The organism is Streptomyces sp. PH10-H1 (assembly GCF_030063355.1).
Lineage (GTDB): Bacteria > Actinomycetota > Actinomycetes > Streptomycetales > Streptomycetaceae > Actinacidiphila.
Window position 1 is genome coordinate 65,473 of the sequence record NZ_JASISZ010000022.1, and the last position, 15,776, is coordinate 81,248.

The 15,776-nt window shown below is 73.3% G+C and carries 15 protein-coding genes; 4 read left to right on the forward strand and 11 right to left on the reverse strand.

Annotation, left to right across the window (positions count from 1 at the left end; genetic code table 11):
- Positions 1–123 precede the first annotated feature (123 nt).
- Positions 124–459, reverse strand: coding sequence for a YnfA family protein (locus QMK24_RS15990; RefSeq protein ID WP_283466614.1), 336 nt, complete (start codon positions 457–459; stop codon positions 124–126).
- A 13-nt stretch (positions 460–472) separates the two neighbouring features.
- Here QMK24_RS15990 and QMK24_RS15995 point away from each other — a divergent pair, with 13 nt between their 5' ends.
- Positions 473–1,072 (forward strand): class I SAM-dependent methyltransferase, encoded by a 600-nt coding sequence (locus QMK24_RS15995; RefSeq protein WP_283466617.1) that lies wholly within the window; start codon positions 473–475, stop codon positions 1,070–1,072.
- Positions 1,073–1,140: 68 nt separating this feature from the next.
- On the opposite strand, the gene QMK24_RS16000 is transcribed toward QMK24_RS15995, so the two are convergent.
- Positions 1,141–2,031 carry an alpha/beta fold hydrolase gene (locus QMK24_RS16000; RefSeq protein ID WP_283466619.1) on the reverse strand — a complete coding sequence of 297 codons (891 nt, stop codon included), beginning with the start codon at positions 2,029–2,031 and terminating at the stop codon, positions 1,141–1,143.
- A gap of 124 nt (positions 2,032–2,155) precedes the next feature.
- On the opposite strand from QMK24_RS16000, the gene QMK24_RS16005 reads away from it, so the two are divergent.
- On the forward strand, positions 2,156–2,692 hold the full coding sequence (locus QMK24_RS16005; RefSeq protein WP_283466621.1) for a PadR family transcriptional regulator: 537 nt from the start codon (positions 2,156–2,158) through the stop codon (positions 2,690–2,692).
- A gap of 2 nt (positions 2,693–2,694) precedes the next feature.
- On the opposite strand, the gene QMK24_RS16010 is transcribed toward QMK24_RS16005, so the two are convergent.
- On the reverse strand, positions 2,695–3,000 hold the full coding sequence (locus tag QMK24_RS16010) for a hypothetical protein (protein ID WP_283466622.1): 306 nt from the start codon (positions 2,998–3,000) through the stop codon (positions 2,695–2,697).
- Between the two features lie 414 nt (positions 3,001–3,414).
- On the opposite strand from QMK24_RS16010, the gene QMK24_RS16015 reads away from it, so the two are divergent.
- Positions 3,415–4,287, forward strand: a complete 873-nt coding sequence (locus QMK24_RS16015) for a hypothetical protein (RefSeq protein WP_283466663.1) — start codon at positions 3,415–3,417, stop codon at positions 4,285–4,287.
- Positions 4,288–4,344: 57 nt separating this feature from the next.
- Here QMK24_RS16015 and QMK24_RS16020 read toward each other — a convergent pair whose 3' ends face one another.
- Positions 4,345–5,727, reverse strand: a complete 1,383-nt coding sequence (locus tag QMK24_RS16020; protein ID WP_283466623.1) for an FAD-dependent oxidoreductase — start codon at positions 5,725–5,727, stop codon at positions 4,345–4,347.
- A gap of 242 nt (positions 5,728–5,969) precedes the next feature.
- On the opposite strand from QMK24_RS16020, the gene QMK24_RS16025 reads away from it, so the two are divergent.
- Positions 5,970–7,259 carry a DUF4032 domain-containing protein gene (locus QMK24_RS16025; RefSeq protein WP_283466624.1) on the forward strand — a complete coding sequence of 430 codons (1,290 nt, stop codon included), beginning with the start codon at positions 5,970–5,972 and terminating at the stop codon, positions 7,257–7,259.
- Positions 7,260–7,262: 3 nt separating this feature from the next.
- On the opposite strand, the gene QMK24_RS16030 is transcribed toward QMK24_RS16025, so the two are convergent.
- The 7 genes from QMK24_RS16030 to QMK24_RS16060 all read right to left on the reverse strand — a co-directional run bounded on the left by QMK24_RS16030 (position 7,263) and on the right by QMK24_RS16060 (position 15,731).
- Positions 7,263–7,910: a hypothetical protein gene (locus tag QMK24_RS16030; RefSeq protein ID WP_283466626.1), complete on the reverse strand. Its 648-nt coding sequence runs from the start codon at positions 7,908–7,910 to the stop codon at positions 7,263–7,265.
- Positions 7,832–10,543 carry a hypothetical protein gene (locus tag QMK24_RS16035; RefSeq protein WP_283466627.1) on the reverse strand — a complete coding sequence of 904 codons (2,712 nt, stop codon included), beginning with the start codon at positions 10,541–10,543 and terminating at the stop codon, positions 7,832–7,834. Before QMK24_RS16035 ends, QMK24_RS16030 begins: the two co-directional genes overlap by 79 nt.
- Before the next feature lie 134 nt (positions 10,544–10,677).
- Positions 10,678–11,247, reverse strand: coding sequence for a riboflavin biosynthesis intermediates N-glycosidase (gene ybiA, locus QMK24_RS16040; protein WP_283466629.1), 570 nt, complete (start codon positions 11,245–11,247; stop codon positions 10,678–10,680).
- 1 nt (position 11,248) lies between these two features.
- A complete protein-coding gene (locus QMK24_RS16045; RefSeq protein WP_283466631.1) occupies positions 11,249–11,791 on the reverse strand; it encodes an MOSC domain-containing protein in 543 nt (180 codons plus the stop codon).
- Positions 11,792–11,854: 63 nt separating this feature from the next.
- Positions 11,855–12,040, reverse strand: coding sequence for a tail-anchor membrane protein (locus QMK24_RS16050; protein WP_283466633.1), 186 nt, complete (start codon positions 12,038–12,040; stop codon positions 11,855–11,857).
- Positions 12,041–12,183: 143 nt separating this feature from the next.
- Positions 12,184–13,089, reverse strand: coding sequence for an ABC transporter permease (locus QMK24_RS16055; RefSeq protein WP_283466634.1), 906 nt, complete (start codon positions 13,087–13,089; stop codon positions 12,184–12,186).
- Entirely contained in the window at positions 13,086–15,731 is a 2,646-nt protein-coding gene (locus tag QMK24_RS16060) for an alpha/beta fold hydrolase (RefSeq protein ID WP_283466636.1), read from the reverse strand. The genes QMK24_RS16055 and QMK24_RS16060 overlap by 4 nt, the downstream gene beginning before the upstream one ends.
- Positions 15,732–15,776 lie beyond the last annotated feature (45 nt).

Consider the following 15,776-nt stretch of genomic DNA (forward strand, 5'->3'; position numbering starts at 1 on the left):
CTAGCCCCGTGTGGTTCGCGCTCCCTCGGGCATTGTGGAACCCGGCGGTTATTGACAGCCTCGTGCGCTGATCCGGTCCCGAACGATCGCTCCGTGCTCGAACATGTACACAGGGGGCGCGTTTCAGCCACTGCGTGGCGCATACATGATCAAGCCCACTCCGACCAGGCAGACGAGCGCCCCCACAACGTCGAAACGGTCCGGCCGGTACCCGTCCGCCACCATCCCCCACACGAGCGAACCGGCGACGAACACCCCGCCGTACGCGGCCAGAATCCGTCCGAAGTCGGCGTCCGGTTGCAGGGTCGCGACGAACCCGTACAACCCGAGCGCGACCACGCCTGCCCCCATCCAGGCCCAGCCGCGGTGCTCCCTGACCCCCTGCCAGATCAGCCAGGCACCGCCGATCTCCAGCAGCGCGGCAAGGACGAACAAGGCGACGGAACGCAGCGGGATCATGGGAACATGATGCATGGAGACCGAGCGTGATCGAGTCCGTGAATTCTTCGCCGCCAAGGCCGTGGGCTGGGAGAAACGCTTCCCCGACGATGGTCCCGCCTACGACGCGGCCGTTGCGGAACTGGGCCTGCGACCGGGGCAGTCGGCCCTCGACGCCGGCTGCGGCACCGGCCGAGCGCTGCCCGCCCTGCGGCAGGCCGTCGGCCCGGCCGGTACGGTCATCGGTGCCGATCTGACCCCGGAGATGCTGCGTGAGGCGACGGTGCTCGGGCGGCACCGCGCCGGCTCGCTCGTCGAGGCGGACAGCTCCCGTCTCCCCCTGCGGGACGCCTGCCTGGAAGGCGTCTTCGCCGCAGGACTGCTGCACCATCTGCCGGACCCGGCGGCGGGGCTGCGCGAGTTCGCCCGGGTGACCGGGCCCGGCGGCCGGCTCGCGCTCTTCCACCCGATCGGCCGCGCCGCGCTCGCCGCCCGGCGCGGCCACACCCTGCACGAGGACGATGTACGGGCGAAGCCCAACCTCTCCCCGTTGCTGACCGATGCGGGCTGGGAGCTGGTGGTGTTCGACGATTCCGAGGACCGGTACCTCGCCGTCGCTGTCCGGCAGCGCTGACGGCGGCGGCGCTACCCGGCGGCGCCACTCACGACGAGGGGCTGACGACGACGCTGACGACGGCAGCGCTACCTGGCGACCGCGCTCCCGTCCCGGACCGCTCCAGCCCGGACCGCTCCGGCGAGGACGTCGGCGAGGGCGTCCGGGTTGTCGAACATGATGTTGTGGCCCGCGCCCGCCACCGTTTCGACCGCGACACCCGCCGCCACCAGTTCCGCCCGGCCGTCGACGTCCCCGCTCAACTCCCCGACCAGGAAGGTGCGCGGGATGTCCATGGCCAGCAGCATCGTCCGCATGGTGGGCTCGCTGCCCCGCACCAGCCCGGTCGCGCTGCGGTGCAGCGCCACCGGGTCGGCGAGCCGCATCGTGGCCCGCCAGGTCGGGCCGACCCGCTGCAGTGTCGCGGCGAATCCGCCGCCGTGTACGAACTCCCGTTCCGTGTAGGTCGCGACACCGCTGCTGCCCGGTCCGGCCGGCGGGTTCGGGTCGAGGTTGGCCTCGGCGAGCACTAGTCGTGACACCAGGTCAGGACGGCGGTGCGCCAGCACGATCGCGACAGCGCCGCCCATGCTGTGCCCGACGACCTCCGCGCCGTGAACACCGGCCGCGTCCAGGACCGCGGCGACCGCGTCGGCGTGCTCCTCCAGCGAGTAACCGAAGTCCGCGGGCCGGTCGCTGATCCCGAATCCGGGCAGGTCCACGAAGAGCGACCGGCGGCCCGCGAGCGCCGGGTGCGCGGCGATATGCGCGAAGTACGGGCCGGAGGCCGCCCCGAGTCCGTGCAGGTACACCCGCGCGGGGCCGGACCCGGCCGCCTCCGTCCACCGGATGAAAGCCCGCTGCGGCCGCCCTTTCGCACCTTCCGTACCTGCCGCTGCCACCGCCTCACCAGCAGTGCCCGCCCCAGCCGCCGGACCCGCCTCTGCCGTTCCCGCCGGTCCGAACTCCGTCTGCCGCATGCCCGTCTCCCCTGTCGCCCTCATCGGATGACAGGACTATACATCGATGTCGATGTATAGCGCTGGAGATGTATATCTCCGACGGTGTACAGCGGCGCGCTCTCCAGTGCGGCAGAATGCCCCCATGCTGGAGCTCGCGATCCTCGGTTTTCTCTACGACGCCTCACTGCACGGCTACGAGCTGCGCAAACGCATCGCCGCCCTCACCGGGCACGTCAAACCCGTCGCCGAGAGCACCCTGTATCCCGCCATCAAGCGACTGGAGAAGGCCGGCTGGCTCCAGCGCGAGACCCAGCCGGGCGCCGTCGCCGCCCCCCGCCACGTCCTCACCCTCACCGCCGGGGGCCGCGCCGAACTGCGGGGGCGCCTCGCCGAGCCCGCCGACCTCGATCTGAGCGACGAGAACCGCTGGTTCACCGTCCTCGCGTTCCTGCGGCACCTCGGTGACGCCGGGCAGGAGGCCGCCGTGCTCCGCCGCCGACTCGCCTTCCTGGAGCAGCCCGCCAGCTTCTTCTACGACGGTGAGCACCCGCTGCGCGCAGAGGAGCTCGACGACCCCTACCGCCGGGGCGTCCTCACCATCGCCCGCGCCACCACCCGCGCCGAACTGAGCTGGCTGCGCGCCACGTTGGACGACCTCGGCGACGCTGCGGTGCAGTGAACCTAGGCCGTGGGCAGGCCGAGCAGCCTCCGCGCCACGCTCTCCGGCTCCGCACCGTGCTCACGGGCCAGCGTGAGCACCGCGCGCTGCGCGAGCTCGTTCACGCCGAACATCAGCGCGTCGGGGGCGACCCGGCCCGCCGCCTCGTCGATCCGGTCCTGGTCGTCGTCGATACAGGCCACCACGTAGGTCGCGGCCGCGTCGAAGAGGTTGTGCTCCAGCGGGGCACGGGCTGTTGGACGCCCGTTGTCAGGACCCCGCACCGGCAGCCTGAACAAGTCGCCGATCCTGTGGAGCAGTCCGGGCATGCGGATCACCTCTCCCCGTAGCCGCGTTCGCGCTCTCCCCAGGGTTATCTCCACTACAGCGCGCGGGAACCCGGGCTGCCGGTCGGGGTGCGGCAGAGACGGCTCCGGCCACCGTTCGCGTGCCGCACAGGGTGCGCGAGCGCACCGCGGGCAGCGCCGGACGCGCTCCGGCCCGTACTCCTGCTTGGAGGAGACCCAGCACGGGAGGCAGACGTAGTGCGTGCGGTGGACACCCATGTCCCGCAGCGCAGGGGTCGCCGTGGCTCCGTGCCGAGCGGTTTTCCCTCCAGGTGAGCCCCGCTATCGACGTGGACGTTACCCGCTGGTTAAGGTGCGCGGACCGAAGAGAGGGAGGGCCCCGTGACCGAGACGACCGAGACGGACGACGACTCGCTGTTCGTGCTCACGGCGGCGATGCTGACGCCCGCGCAGTTCCCGAGCGTGCTCGCCGACGACTATCCGCAGGCGTGTGCGGTGCTCGGCCTTGAGCCGGCCGGGGAAGGCTACGGACTGCTCTTCGGACAGGACGCCGGCGGCGCCCGGTGGACCGTCGCGATCACCGATACGGCGCTGGTCGCGTGTGCCCTGGCGGCCTGGGACTGCGGCCTGGAGTACGACTTGTCGCCGGACGAGCGGTATATGGCAGCGGCGCTGCCGGGCTGGCCGCTGCCAGTGGCCGTCGCCGCGCCGGGCGTGCCCGATCCGCACGATCCGTCGGAGGAGGAGGGCGGCCGTCCCCCGCTGACGCCGCCCGACATGGAGGTCTGGGGCGGGGCTCAGCGGCGGCTGGGCGCGGACGAGATCGCACTGCGGTGGCGCGCGTGGCGCGAGCAGCTCGACGAGGGTTCCGGCGACGGGACGACACCTGGCACCGGAACGCCGGCGAGCGGAGCGCCAGAGGCCGGAGCGCAGGAGGACGGGACGCCCGGCGACGAAACAGCCGAGGACGGAACAACTCGGGACATGGCAACTGCGGACGGAACGCCCGGGGTCGGGACGTCGGAGGACGAGCCCCCCGCGCCCATCGCTCCCGGCCATGCGGGCGTCCGCCGGGCGCTGGCGGACGCTGAGGAGTACCTCAGTGCGCCGCCGCCACCCGGACGCGTCAGGTCGGCGCATGGAGCGGTGCGCGCGGACGGGCCCGGCTGGAGCCTGGTGGCGCGGACCGACGACATGGCGTTCGTGCTGCTCGACGACGACCCGGGCGAGGTTCATCCCGTCCGGCGCGGGCCGGCGCTGCCGGCCCTGCTGGAGGCTCTGGACAGACTGGCCGCCCGGCCCGTCTGACCTCAGCACGTCAACGCCTCAGCCCGTCAGCCCGTAACCCGTCAACGCCTCAGCACGTCAGTGGCCCCGCGTCTCGGCCTCCACCTTCTCTGCGGCCTTGCGCGCGGCGACCAGCACCGGGTCCCAGACGGGGGAGAACGGCGGCGCGTAGCCGAGGTCGAGGGCCGTCATCTGATCGACGGTCATGCCCGCGGTGAGGGCGACCGCGCCGATGTCCACGCGCTTGGCCGCTCCCTCCCGGCCGACGATCTGCAGGCCGAGCAGCCGCCCGGTACGGAGTTCTGCGAGCATCTTGACCGTCATGCGCGCGGCTCCCGGATAGTAACCGGCCCGGGCGCTGGACTCGATGACGGCGGTGACGTATCGCAGGCCGGCAGCCCGCGCCTGGGACTCCTTCAGGCCGGTGCGCGCGATCTCCACGTCGCAGACCTTGCTGACGGCTGTGCCCACGACGCCGGGGAAGGTGGCGTAACCGCCGCCGATGTTGATCCCGATGATGCGTCCGTGCTTGTTGGCGTGCGTGCCCAGCGCGATGTGCTGCAGGGCGCCGGAGACGAGGTTGAGCACCTCGACGCAGTCACCACCGGCCCAGATGCCCTCCGCGTCGCGCACACGCATCGCCCGGTCGGTGATCAGCCCGCCGTGCGCGCCGAGGGCGAGTCCCGCGTCGCGGGCGAGTGCGGTGTTGGGCTGGACGCCGAGCCCGAGCACCACCACGTCGGCCGGGTACTCGGCGTGCTCGGTGGCGACGGCCCGCACCCGCCCGTCGTCTCCGGTGAGCACCTTGCGCACCTCCGCGCCGGACACCACCTCGATGCCCATGCCCTCCATCGCCTCGCGCACCAGCCGTCCCATGTCGGGGTCGAGCGTCGACATCGGCTGATCACCGCGGTCGACGAGGGTCACCTCCAGCCCGCGCCGGATCATGGCCTCGGCCATCTCCACGCCGATGTAGCCGCCGCCGATCACCACGGCCCGCCGCGCCCCGCCGCGTTCCAGGGTCCGCAGGACGGCTTCGCCGTCGTCGAGGGTCTGCACGCCGTGCACCCCGTCCGCGTCGATGCCGGGGATCGGCGGCCGGCGGGGGACGGCTCCGGTGGCGATCACGAGCTGGTCGAAGCCCGTCCAGGATTCGGCCCCGCCCGCGACCTCCCGGGTGCGGACCCGCCGCCGGTCGAGGTCGATCTCGGTGGCCTCGGTGCCGAGCCGCAGGTCGATCCCGCGCTCGCGGTGCTCGGCGGCGGTGCGCGCGATCAGCGCGTCAGGACCGTCGACCTCCCCTCCGATCCAGTACGGGATTCCGCAGGCCGAATAGGACGTGTGGTGACCTCGCTCGAAGGCGATGGTCTCCAGATCGCCGGCGCCCCGGCGCCGGCGCGCCTGGGAGGCGGCCGACATGCCTGTGGCGTCCCCGCCGATGACGACCAGTCGTTCCGCCATGTCTCGCGTGCTCCTTTTTTCGCCGATGCGACCGTATGACCCTCTATCGGAGCCATATTCCCCGAGAGCCCCCGGGGAGCCCCGAGGAGCCCCCACCGGACCCGGACCGGACCCGAACAGGGTCTTCGCTGGAAACGGCGGGACCATCATGTTCCGTTCCCGGATTCGCACCGCGCCAGCGGCCACCGGTTTCACCGACCCGGCTGCCCCGGCGCGGCGCGGCTGCCGCACACTGGTGCGTCATGGAGCTGCAGATCACCGCGACCGCGCCCGAACATCCGGCGGCCCTCCTCGACCTGCCGTGGAGCATCCCGCTGGAGGAGTGGCCGGACGAGTATCTGGTCGCCCTGCCGCGCGGCATTTCACGCCATGTGGTGCGGTTCGCCCGCGCGGGCGACGAGGTGGTCGCGGTGAAGGAGGTCGGCGAGTGGGCCGCCGTGCGCGAGTACGGGCTGCTGCGCGACCTCGACCGGATGGCGATACCCGCGGTCGATCCGGTCGCGGTGGTGACCGGGCGGACCGGCGCGGACGGCGAGCCGCTGGAGCCCGTACTGATCACCCGCCATCTCAACGGCTCGCTGCCGTACCGGTCGATGTTCGAGACGACCATGCGGCCGAGCACCGTCAGCCGGCTCCTCGACGCCCTCGCGGTCCTGCTGGTCCGGCTGCATCTGGCCGGGTTCGCGTGGGGCGACTGCAGCCTGTCGAACACACTCTTCCGGCGGGACGCGGGCGCCTACGCCGCCTATCTGGTGGACGCCGAGACCGGCCAGATCCAGCCGCGGCTCACGAACGGGCAGCGCGACTACGACATCGAGGTCGCCCGGGTGAACATCTCGGGCGAGCTGATGGACCTGGAGGCGGGCGGCTCGTTGCACCCGTCGGTGGATCCGATCCTGTTCGGCCGGGCGATCGCCGAACGGTACGGCGAGCTGTGGCACGAACTGACCCGTGAGTCGGTCTACCCGGTCGGCAAACGGCACTACATCGACCGGCGCATCCGCCGTCTCAACGACCTCGGGTTCGACGTCGCGGAGATGCAGATCCAGCGCTCGCCGGACGGCGACGCGGTCACCTTCCTTCCCAAGGTCGTCGACGCGGGCCACCACCAGCGGCAGTTGCTGCGGCTGACCGGCATGGACGCCGAGGAGAACCAGGCGCGCAGTCTCCTGAACGATCTGGAGACCTGGATGGCCTCGCAGGACGACTACACGCCGGGCGACCCGCTCGGCGCCCGTCCGGAAGTCCTCGCGCACCGCTGGGTCCGCGAGGTCTTCCGGCCCACCGTCCGGGCGGTCCCCCAGGAACTGCGGGCCTCCCTGGACACCGCGCAGGTCTTCCACGAGCTCCTGGAGCACCGCTGGTTCATGTCCGAGCGTGCCCAGCACGACGTCGGTCTCGACGCGGCCATCGAGGACTACGTACGGAGCGCGGCCGCCGGCCGGCTGGTGACCGCCCGCCCGGCTGCCGGTCCTCCGGAGGCCGCTCATCCGGAGGACGGCACCACCGCCATCACCGGCACCGGCCCGTAGCCGTCAGTCGGAGCTCCGCCCCAGGTCCACCAGGAGCGCCGATTCCGCGACACCCGGATCCGCGTCGGCGCACAGGGCCGCGAGTTCGGCCGGCCAGGGAGCTCGCCACCCTGACCTCCGGCCCGCCGCGCCGACGAGTTCGACGGCGACCAGACCGGCGGCGGGAGTGCCGCGGTCCCGCAGGCTCACGACCGTCCGGTGCACGGCCGGGGACAGGGTGCCGTGGTGGTCGAGGTACTGCCCGCGTCCCAGGTCGAGACCGTACGGATGGTCGGCCGCCAGGACGAGCCAGCGGTCCCACTGAGCGGGGGCGGGATCCCCTTCCCGCATCGCCGACAGGGCCGCTTCCAGGGCGACCCGGGCGGCGGTCCGCCGTAGTCCGGCCCGCAGCAGGGCGTCGGTGAGGACGTCCAGCGCCGCGGCGGGCGTCGGACCGTGGCGGTCCACCAGATGGTGCAGGATGCGGAGCGCGGAGCGCTGCCCGTCCGGTGCGCCGGAACTCCCCTGCGCCGCGAGCGCGTCGAGGGCGGTGCGCAGCGCGGCGAGACCGGCCGGCGAACCGGCGTAACCCGTCAGCACCGCGGCCGCGCTCTCGCGGAGCGCATCCGGACGCGCCGGGTCGGCGGCGGTCGCGGCCAGCGGCCCGGCCACGTCCGCGGCCGGCCAGGAACGGGTGTGCCGCAGCTCCTGGCAGGCGGCTCCGGCGATCTCCGGTTCCGCCACGGGGACAAGCCCGGCGACGAACCGGGCGTGGGCGCCGCGCACCTCCACGGGCACCACGTCGCGGTCCGCGATGATGACGGCGTCGCGTACGGCCGGCTGGTGGAGGTGCGCGGTGAGCCGCGCCGCGATGGGCGGCCGGTCGACGCGCCGTACGATCGGCCGCGCCAGAACGGCGAGGACGTCGCGGTGCTGACCGGGGGCGTCCCATCCGGCCAGGAGCGCGGCGAACGCGGATTCGCCGGGCAGCTCCGCCAGTTCTGCCAGTGCGCGCGCCGCTTCCTTGCGGGTGCCGACCGGTGCGGCGCGGTGGCGGACGACCGGCGCGAGCAGCACGACGGCCGCGCTGTCAGGCATCGTGCCGAGCAGCCGCCTGATGGCCGCCATGGCGGCCCTGCCTCGTACTCCCGCTCCTGCGGCGTGCTCGAGGAGCAGGCCGAGCGCGCCCGCTCCCAGGTCGCCCAGTGCGGTGAGAGCGCCGCCGCCGCGACCGGCTGCGGCGCGTCGTCGGCGAGGCAGCGCAGCAGCAGCTCGTCGCGCAACAGGGCGGCGGCGTCGGCTCGTTGGCGCAGGGTCGCGTCCTCGTCGGTGGCGACCGACACCAGCCGCTGGTCGAGCAGCGCCCGCTGGCGCGGCAGCCAGCGGCCGGTGACCGAACGCGGCAGCCGGGGCACCCACGGCGTCCCGGTCCTCGCACCGGGGTCCAACGCCGTCACCCCGGGGTCCAATACGGTGTCGAGCAGATCGGTGCGGCGGTTCGCCAGGGTGTGCAGGACGCGCGGAACCGAGGCGAACGACGGGTCGGCCGCGATGAGCCGCCCGCATCGTTCGGAGCGGGTGGCGGGGTCGGCCAGCCATACGCCGGCGGCGCGGGCCGCGAGCTGCGGATCGCCGTCGGCCAGGGCGATCCGCTCCACGAGCGCGTCGAGTTCCGGCACCGGGGCGCCGTTGCCGGCGAGGAGTTCGGCCAGGGCGATGAGGCGCCGTGGACGCAGTTCCGCCCGGCGGGCGGCCTCCCAGACCTGCCGCGGCGCGCGGTCACCGAGCCTCAGCGGGACGGCTCCGCCCGCCCTGCGCGGGTCGGCGACGATCTCCGCCAGCAGGAGGGCGACGGCCGCCGCCCGTTCTCCGTCACCCCGCCCGGCGGCGACGGCCGCCGCGCGGCGCAGCCAGCGTTCGGCGGCCGCCAGGGTGCGGGCGGTGGAGTCACGGGACTGGACGGTGGTCAGCGCCGCGTCCCGCAGGGACTGCGGCGACACGGCGGAAAGGAGCCGGGCCGGGGCCCCGGCCGCCTGGGTGAGGGCTGCCTGGCGGACCATGTCCTGGTCGTGCCAGGCCCTTTCGCAGGAGACCACGATGCGGGCGTATTCGGCCGGATCGCCCTGGAGTTGGGCACTGGTGAGCAGGGCGGGCCAGGCGTGGACACGGACATGGACACGGTGGGAGTCCGTGCCTTCACGCAGCAGGGGTTCTGCGGCCGCCAGCGGAAGGGTGGCGGCCACATGGCGCAGCCGCCGGGGGCTCCGCAGGGCCTGGGGCATGAAGCGCTCCAGGAGGGCCGCGCGATCGGCGGGAGGGAGGGCGGCCAGCGCGGTGAGCGGGAGGGCGTAGCCGCCCTTCGCCTCCGCCACCCGCGCCGCCACGATCCGGACGCGGACGTCGGCCGGGAGCAGGACCAGCAGCGGGTCGGGTGCCACCACCATGCCGAACGGACCTTCCCGCCGGTGGGACGAGGTGCAGACGCCGGCGAGTTCGGCGAGCTCCCGCGGTCCGAGGGCGCGTACCGCGCGCAGCGCGGAGCGCGGCAGCGGACCGGCGGCCAGCGGGAGTTCCTTCGCCCCGGTGCGGCGCACCGATTCCAGGACGGCCCGCGGGCGGCGCAGCAGAACGGACATGGCGCGTTCGGTCAGCAGTTCCGGGGCCCGCTCCAGGAGCAGCAGTCCGGCGTCGGGGTCGCGCTCGGTCAGCGTGCTGACGAGTCGGGGGTCTTTGAACCGCCGGGTGCTGCGCTCGTGCGGATCTGCGCAGTCCCGGTACACGGCGGCCAGTTGGGCGGCCACCGCGCCGGGCGCCGTACGGGCCAGGGAGCGGAGCACTCCGGGCGGTGCGTCGAGCCGGGGCAGCCACTCCGCGGCGGCCCCGGGTGTGCACGCGGGGAGCAGCCGGGCGGCCTCCGCCCGGCCGTGACGCTCGTGCACCTCCGGCAGCAGCCGGTCGGCGAGGGTGCGGCGGCGCGACAGCCGCAGCACCCGGTACGTGTCATGGCGGACGGCACGAATCTCGCTCAACGCGAGCCCGGCCAGGGCCTGTTCGGGAATCGGGAGCCTGATCGCGGCCGACATCGCCCGGGTCCGCAGCAGCGGGTCGTCGAGTGCGGCGGTGACCGCGCTCAGGTCGCGGCGGGCGACGGCCAGGAAGAGCGCGGTGTGCCGTTCATCCGGATCGCCCGCGTCGAGCGCGGCCCGCAGGGCACGGTACCGGGCGTCGTCGAGGCCGCGGGCGTATCCGGCGAGGGCCCGCATACGGGCCGGGAAGGGCAGGTGGTCGAATTCGTGAGGGGTCATCGCGATCACCGGAGTGTCGCGAGGCCAGCCTTTCGGATCATCATGAAGGCGATGCTCGCATCCCGCCGGGGAGGTCCGCAACGGTATTGCGGACCTCGGGGCAGGCTCCGGCCCCGGGATCTCCCGGACAGGTCCTAGCCCGAAGGGGCGGCGGCGAGGCGTGCGCGGGCCTCCATCAGCGCGAAGCCCAGCAGGTTGAGCCCGCGCCAGCGGGCCGGATCCTGGGCGCGCTCGTCGTCCGCGGCCAGTCCGATGCCCCAGATGCGGTCGGGCGGGCTGGCCTCGACGAGCACGCGCTCGTTCGTGCCGAGCAGGTAGGCGCGCAGCTCGGGGTGTTGCGCGAACTTGGCCACGCTGCCGTCGACGACGAGCCCGAAGCGCTCCCGCTGCCAGGTCTCGTCGTCGAATCCCCGCACCGAACGCCCCACGGCCTTGGCGGCCTTGGGGTGGGTGGCCGCGACGGCCCTGCGCTCGGCCTCCGCGTCGCCGAAGAGCCGGGCCTTGCCGGCCATCATCCAGTGCTCGGCGGTGGCGTACTCCACGCCGTCCACGGTGAACGGCGCGGGCCACCACTGGCTGAAGCAGCCGGCGCCCACGCTGCCGTCGCACTGCGGCCGGTGGCCCCAGAAGTGGACGTACTTCACCCGCCGGCCGCCCCGGGTGTGCTCGATCAGGTCCTCGACGGAACGGATATCGACGGCCATCTCAGACCCGCTCCAGCGGGCGGTGCGGGCCTTCGGGCAGCTCGACCTCGATCGGGTCGCCGGGGTGCACCTCGCCCTCGGACAGCACAATGCCCATGATTCCGGCCTTGCGGATCAGCTCGCCCGCCTCGTCCCGGAAGACGACCTCTTTGAGCAGGCCGGTGCGGAAGGTGTCGATCTGCAGGCACGGGTTGCGCAGCCCGGTGATCTCGACGACCGCCTCCGCGCCGAGCCGCAGCCGGGCGCCGACCGGCAGGCCGAGCAGGTCCAGACGGCGGGTGGTGACGTTCTCGCCCAGGTCGCCGGGGGCGATGTCATAGCCAACGGCGCGCAGCTCGTCGAAGAGCTCGGCGTGGATGAAGTGGACCTGGCGCAGGTTCGGCTGCGTCGGGTCCTGGGCGACGCGCGAGCGGTGCTGGACCGTCACGCCCAGATGGGCGTCGCCCTTCACGCCGAGGCCGGCGAGCAGCCGGATGCTCTCCTCGTTCGGCTTGCTGAAGTCGTGTTCAGTACTACGGCTGACCGCGGTGACCGTCCCGCCCATGACCCGTTGCCCCCTCGTCCGGTGGATGATTCCACGATCACCCTACTCTCGGCGAGGGGCAGGTCAGCGGCCTATTTCCCGACGGGAGATCCTCTTGAGCCGGCGCCGCTGAGAGGGATCCAGGGTCAGGTAGGCGCCCACCGGCACACCGACGATTATGAGAAGGGCCAGCCAGAAGGGAACGCCCAGGATCATCAGGACGATCCCTATGCCCACCCCGCCAACGGCGAGCTTCGCGCGATTGGACATCTTCCGCCTCCGTCCGCGGCACATGCCGCGCTCATCCGGAAGAACGCGCGGCGGCCCGCCCTGGTTCCCCCAGGGTCCAGCGGGCTCCAGCGCGGCAGCGGCTTGTCCGGCCGACGCGCACCGCCCGCACCGGGCCTCCGCCGTCAGGACACGACGTCCTTGGTCCGGAATCCGCGGAAGGCGAGAGCGGTGAGCACCAGGGCGTAGGAGACGGAGACCGCCGTGCCCTGGATCATTCCGGACCATTCCAGGTGCGGCTGGAGGGCGTCGGCCCAGGAGTACTGCCAGTGGGCGGGCAACAGGTCGCGCCAGGAGCCGAGCGCGGTGACGGCGTCGAGGACGTTGCCGACGATGGTGAGCCCGACGGCTCCGCCGACCGCGCCGAGCGGAGCGTCGGTGACGGTGGAGAGCCAGAAGGCGAGCGCCGCGGTGACCAGCTGGCTGACGAAGATGTAGGCGACGACGATGCCCAGCCGTGGCAGCGCGGTACCGGAAGGCAGCGCCCCGCCGGTGGGGATCTGCAGATCACCCCAGCCGTAGGCGGCGGTCCCCGCCGCGAGCGCGACGACGGGCAGCAGGAGCATCGCGGCGGCGCTGAACCCCAGCGCCACCACGAGCTTGCTGGTGAGCAGGCGCATCCGGGGCACCGGGGCGGCCAGCAGATAGCGCAGCGAGGACCAGCTGGCCTCCGAGGCGATGGTGTCGCCGCAGAACAGCGCCACCGGCACGACCAGCAGGAAGCCCGCCGAGACGAACAGGCAGGTGGCGGCGAAGTTGGCGCCGGAGGCGGTGGCGGTGTCGATGAGGGACGGGCCGTTGCGGTTGTTGCTGCCGTCGGGCTGGCCGCCGATGGCGAAGGCCGCGATGAGGATGAACGGCAGTGCGGCGAGCACCGCGCCGACGACGAGAGTGCGCCGCCGCCGCAGCTGCCGCATGGCCTCCACGCGCAGCGGAAGGGTGCGGCGCGGGTGGTAGCCGGGAGCCGTGGAGGTGACGGGAGTGGGCGCGGGGCCGGGTGCGGGAGCGGGTGCCGGAGCGGTGGCGCTCATGAGGTGCCTCCGATGAGGGTGAGGAAGGCGTCCTCGAGGCGGCGGTGCGGGCCGACGCGCGTGACCGGGACGTCCAGGCGGACGAGTTCGACGAGGAGTTCGGGGACGGTCATGCCGTCGAGGCCGACCAGCAGGCCGTCGTCGCCGCGGACCGCGCTGGCCAGTCCCGGCAGTTCGGCGACCTTCTGGAGGATCCCGTCGGACAGCGTGCCCTCCACGCCGATGAGCAGGGTGTCGGCCGAGCCGGTGATCTGCGCGACCGGCCCCGCGGTGATCAGCCGCCCGCGGTCCATGACGACGAGATGGGTGCAGCTCTGCTCGACCTCGGCGAGCAGATGGCTGGAGACGATCACGGTGCGGCCCTCGGCCGCGTACCGGATGAGCACCTCGCGCATCTCGCGGATCTGCGGCGGGTCGAGGCCGTTGGTCGGTTCGTCGAGGATCAGCAGATCGGGCATGCCGAGCATGGCCTGTGCGATGGCGAGCCGCTGCCGCATGCCGTGCGAGTACGTACGGACCGCGCGTTGCAGCGCGTCGCCGAGGCCCGCGATCTCCAGTGCCTCCTCGAAGTGGGCGTCCTGCGCGGGGCGGCCGGTGGCCTGCCAGTACAGGTCGAGGTTGGCGCGCCCCGACAGATGGGGCAGGAAGCCCGCGCCCTCGACGAACGCGCCGACGCGGGAGAGGACCGGCGCTCCGGGCCTGATGGCCTGGCCGAAGACGCGGATCTCGCCGCTGTCGGGGCGGATGAGTCCCATGAGCATCCGCAGGGTGGTGGTCTTTCCCGCGCCGTTCGGGCCGAGGAGTCCGAGCACCTGACCGCGTTCGACGCGGAACGACAAGTCGCGTACGGCATAGCGGTTGGCGGACTTGGCGTAGCGCTTGCTCAGATCCGTGATCTCCAGCGGTACGCCGGACAGCGCCGGTTCCGGGTCCGGGGTGCGTACCCGGCGGCGGCCGATGAGCAGCAGCAACGCGGCGATCACGGCCGCGCCGAGCGGCATGCCCCAGGTCCACCAGGGCAGCCCGGCGGCCTCGGTGGAGACGCCGGGGTCGGTCGGCAGTGTGAGCGCGGGAGTGGCGAGCGAGACGGTGTACGTGGCGGGCGGTGCCGGCGAGGCGTAGGCGAGGTCGGTGCTGGCGAGCACCAGCCGCAGCCGGTGCCCGGACGCGAACTGATGGTCGATCGCGGGCAGTCGCAGCTCCACGGTCTTGCCGGCCACCGCGCCGCTCACCCGCACCGGGGTGACGAGTTGCGCGGGCAGCGACTGGCGGTCGTTCGGGGCGACGTCGTAGACCTTCGCGAAGAGCACCGCGTCGTCCGCCGCGGTCGTGACACGCACGGTGACGGAGGGCGAGCCGGTGACGCGGATGCCGGAGCCGAGCGGGGCCGAGTCGAATTGCGCGGACTGACCGGGGAAGTCGAGCGAGATGCCGGCGCCGAGGCTGGACAGCTGGGAGAGGCCGCCGATGCCGGGGACCGAGGAGATCGCGGGCGGGCTGCCGCCCGCCGGGTTGGCGATCCGCTGCTCGCGGCCGGCGAGCGGGACCGTACGGGACGAGGTGCCGGCCAGGCCCGGGTAACGGCCCCCGGTGGCGCCGCGCAGGACGGCGCGGCCGTCGGTGGTGTTCACTCCGCCGGTGCGGGTCACCCGGAAGGCCGGGCCCGTGCCGACGGAAGTGTCGCCCTTAAGGTACCGGTCGAACCAGGCGGCGACGCGGCCCTGTACCCGGGAGGTCTCCAGGTCGCCGCCGTCGTGGCCGCCGGCGATCCAGTCGACGGCGACGGGCGTGCCGCCGGTGGCGATCGCCTTCGCCATGGCGTCGGCCTGGCCGAGCGGGAAGAGCGAGTCGCTCTGCCCCTGCACGATCAGGGTCGGCACCTTGATGCGGTCCGCGACGGCGGACGGGCTGAGCCTGTCCAGCATGGCGCGGGCGGCCGCGTCGGGCCTTCCTGCGACCGCGACCCGCTCGTACATCGCGCACACGGCCGGTGCGAAGCGCCCGCAGACCGGATCACCGGCCCGTGCGCCGCTGGAGAAGAAGATCCCGGCCCAGAGCTTCTTGTAGACGTCACCGGGGAACAGCGCATCGGCGAGGTTCCAGTACGTGATCTGTGGGGCGATGGCGTCGATCCGCCGGTCGTACCCGGCGGCGAGCAGCGAGATCGCACCGCCGTACGACGCTCCGGCGACACCGACGCGGGGGTCGCCGGCCGCGTCGAGCCGTACCTCGGGCCGCTTGGCGAGCCAGTCGACGAGGCGGCTCACATCGGCGACCTCACCCTCCGGCGCGTTGAGGCCGATCGTGCCCGTGGACTTCCCGAAACCGCGCGCGGACCAGGTGAGTACGGCGTATCCCCGGCGCGCCAAGTCCTGGGCCTGGCCGCGCATGTCGTCCTTGCTGCCACCGAATCCGTGCCCGAGCAGCACGGCGGGACGGCGCTCCGTCCCGCCGTCGGTGAAGAACGACGTGTCCAGCCGCTCCCCCTGCCCGGGGAGCATCGCGTCCTCCTGGTGCACGGCGTTCGCGCCGCCGGACGCGGCGGCCGACGACTCCACCGCCCAGGTGCCGGCGCCACCGAGCAGGGCGAGCACCGCCGTGCCGGCCAGCAAACGCTTGCGCCGCGGCATTCGAAGATCCATAGCCTGATCCTATGGTCGCCCCCGCGGGCGGCGGCGGATCGGCCG

What these genes read in the sequence shown, in the direction of transcription:
- QMK24_RS15990 (WP_283466614.1), bottom strand. Translation starts at nt 459, where the DNA reads ATGATCCCGCTGCGTTCCGTCGCCTTGTTCGTCCTTGCCGCGCTGCTG.
- QMK24_RS16050 (WP_283466633.1), bottom strand. Translation starts at nt 12,040, where the DNA reads ATGTCCAATCGCGCGAAGCTCGCCGTTGGCGGGGTGGGCATAGGGATC.
- QMK24_RS16005 (WP_283466621.1), top strand. Translation starts at nt 2,156, where the DNA reads ATGCTGGAGCTCGCGATCCTCGGTTTTCTCTACGACGCCTCACTGCAC.
- QMK24_RS16055 (WP_283466634.1), bottom strand. Translation starts at nt 13,089, where the DNA reads ATGAGCGCCACCGCTCCGGCACCCGCTCCCGCACCCGGCCCCGCGCCC.
- QMK24_RS16045 (WP_283466631.1), bottom strand. Translation starts at nt 11,791, where the DNA reads ATGGGCGGGACGGTCACCGCGGTCAGCCGTAGTACTGAACACGACTTC.
- QMK24_RS16060 (WP_283466636.1), bottom strand. Translation starts at nt 15,731, where the DNA reads ATGGATCTTCGAATGCCGCGGCGCAAGCGTTTGCTGGCCGGCACGGCG.
- QMK24_RS16010 (WP_283466622.1), bottom strand. Translation starts at nt 3,000, where the DNA reads ATGCCCGGACTGCTCCACAGGATCGGCGACTTGTTCAGGCTGCCGGTG.
- QMK24_RS16025 (WP_283466624.1), top strand. Translation starts at nt 5,970, where the DNA reads ATGGAGCTGCAGATCACCGCGACCGCGCCCGAACATCCGGCGGCCCTC.
- QMK24_RS16000 (WP_283466619.1), bottom strand. Translation starts at nt 2,031, where the DNA reads ATGCGGCAGACGGAGTTCGGACCGGCGGGAACGGCAGAGGCGGGTCCG.
- QMK24_RS15995 (WP_283466617.1), top strand. Translation starts at nt 473, where the DNA reads ATGGAGACCGAGCGTGATCGAGTCCGTGAATTCTTCGCCGCCAAGGCC.
- QMK24_RS16035 (WP_283466627.1), bottom strand. Translation starts at nt 10,543, where the DNA reads ATGACCCCTCACGAATTCGACCACCTGCCCTTCCCGGCCCGTATGCGG.
- QMK24_RS16015 (WP_283466663.1), top strand. Translation starts at nt 3,415, where the DNA reads ATGCTGACGCCCGCGCAGTTCCCGAGCGTGCTCGCCGACGACTATCCG.
- QMK24_RS16020 (WP_283466623.1), bottom strand. Translation starts at nt 5,727, where the DNA reads ATGGCGGAACGACTGGTCGTCATCGGCGGGGACGCCACAGGCATGTCG.
- ybiA (WP_283466629.1), bottom strand. Translation starts at nt 11,247, where the DNA reads ATGGCCGTCGATATCCGTTCCGTCGAGGACCTGATCGAGCACACCCGG.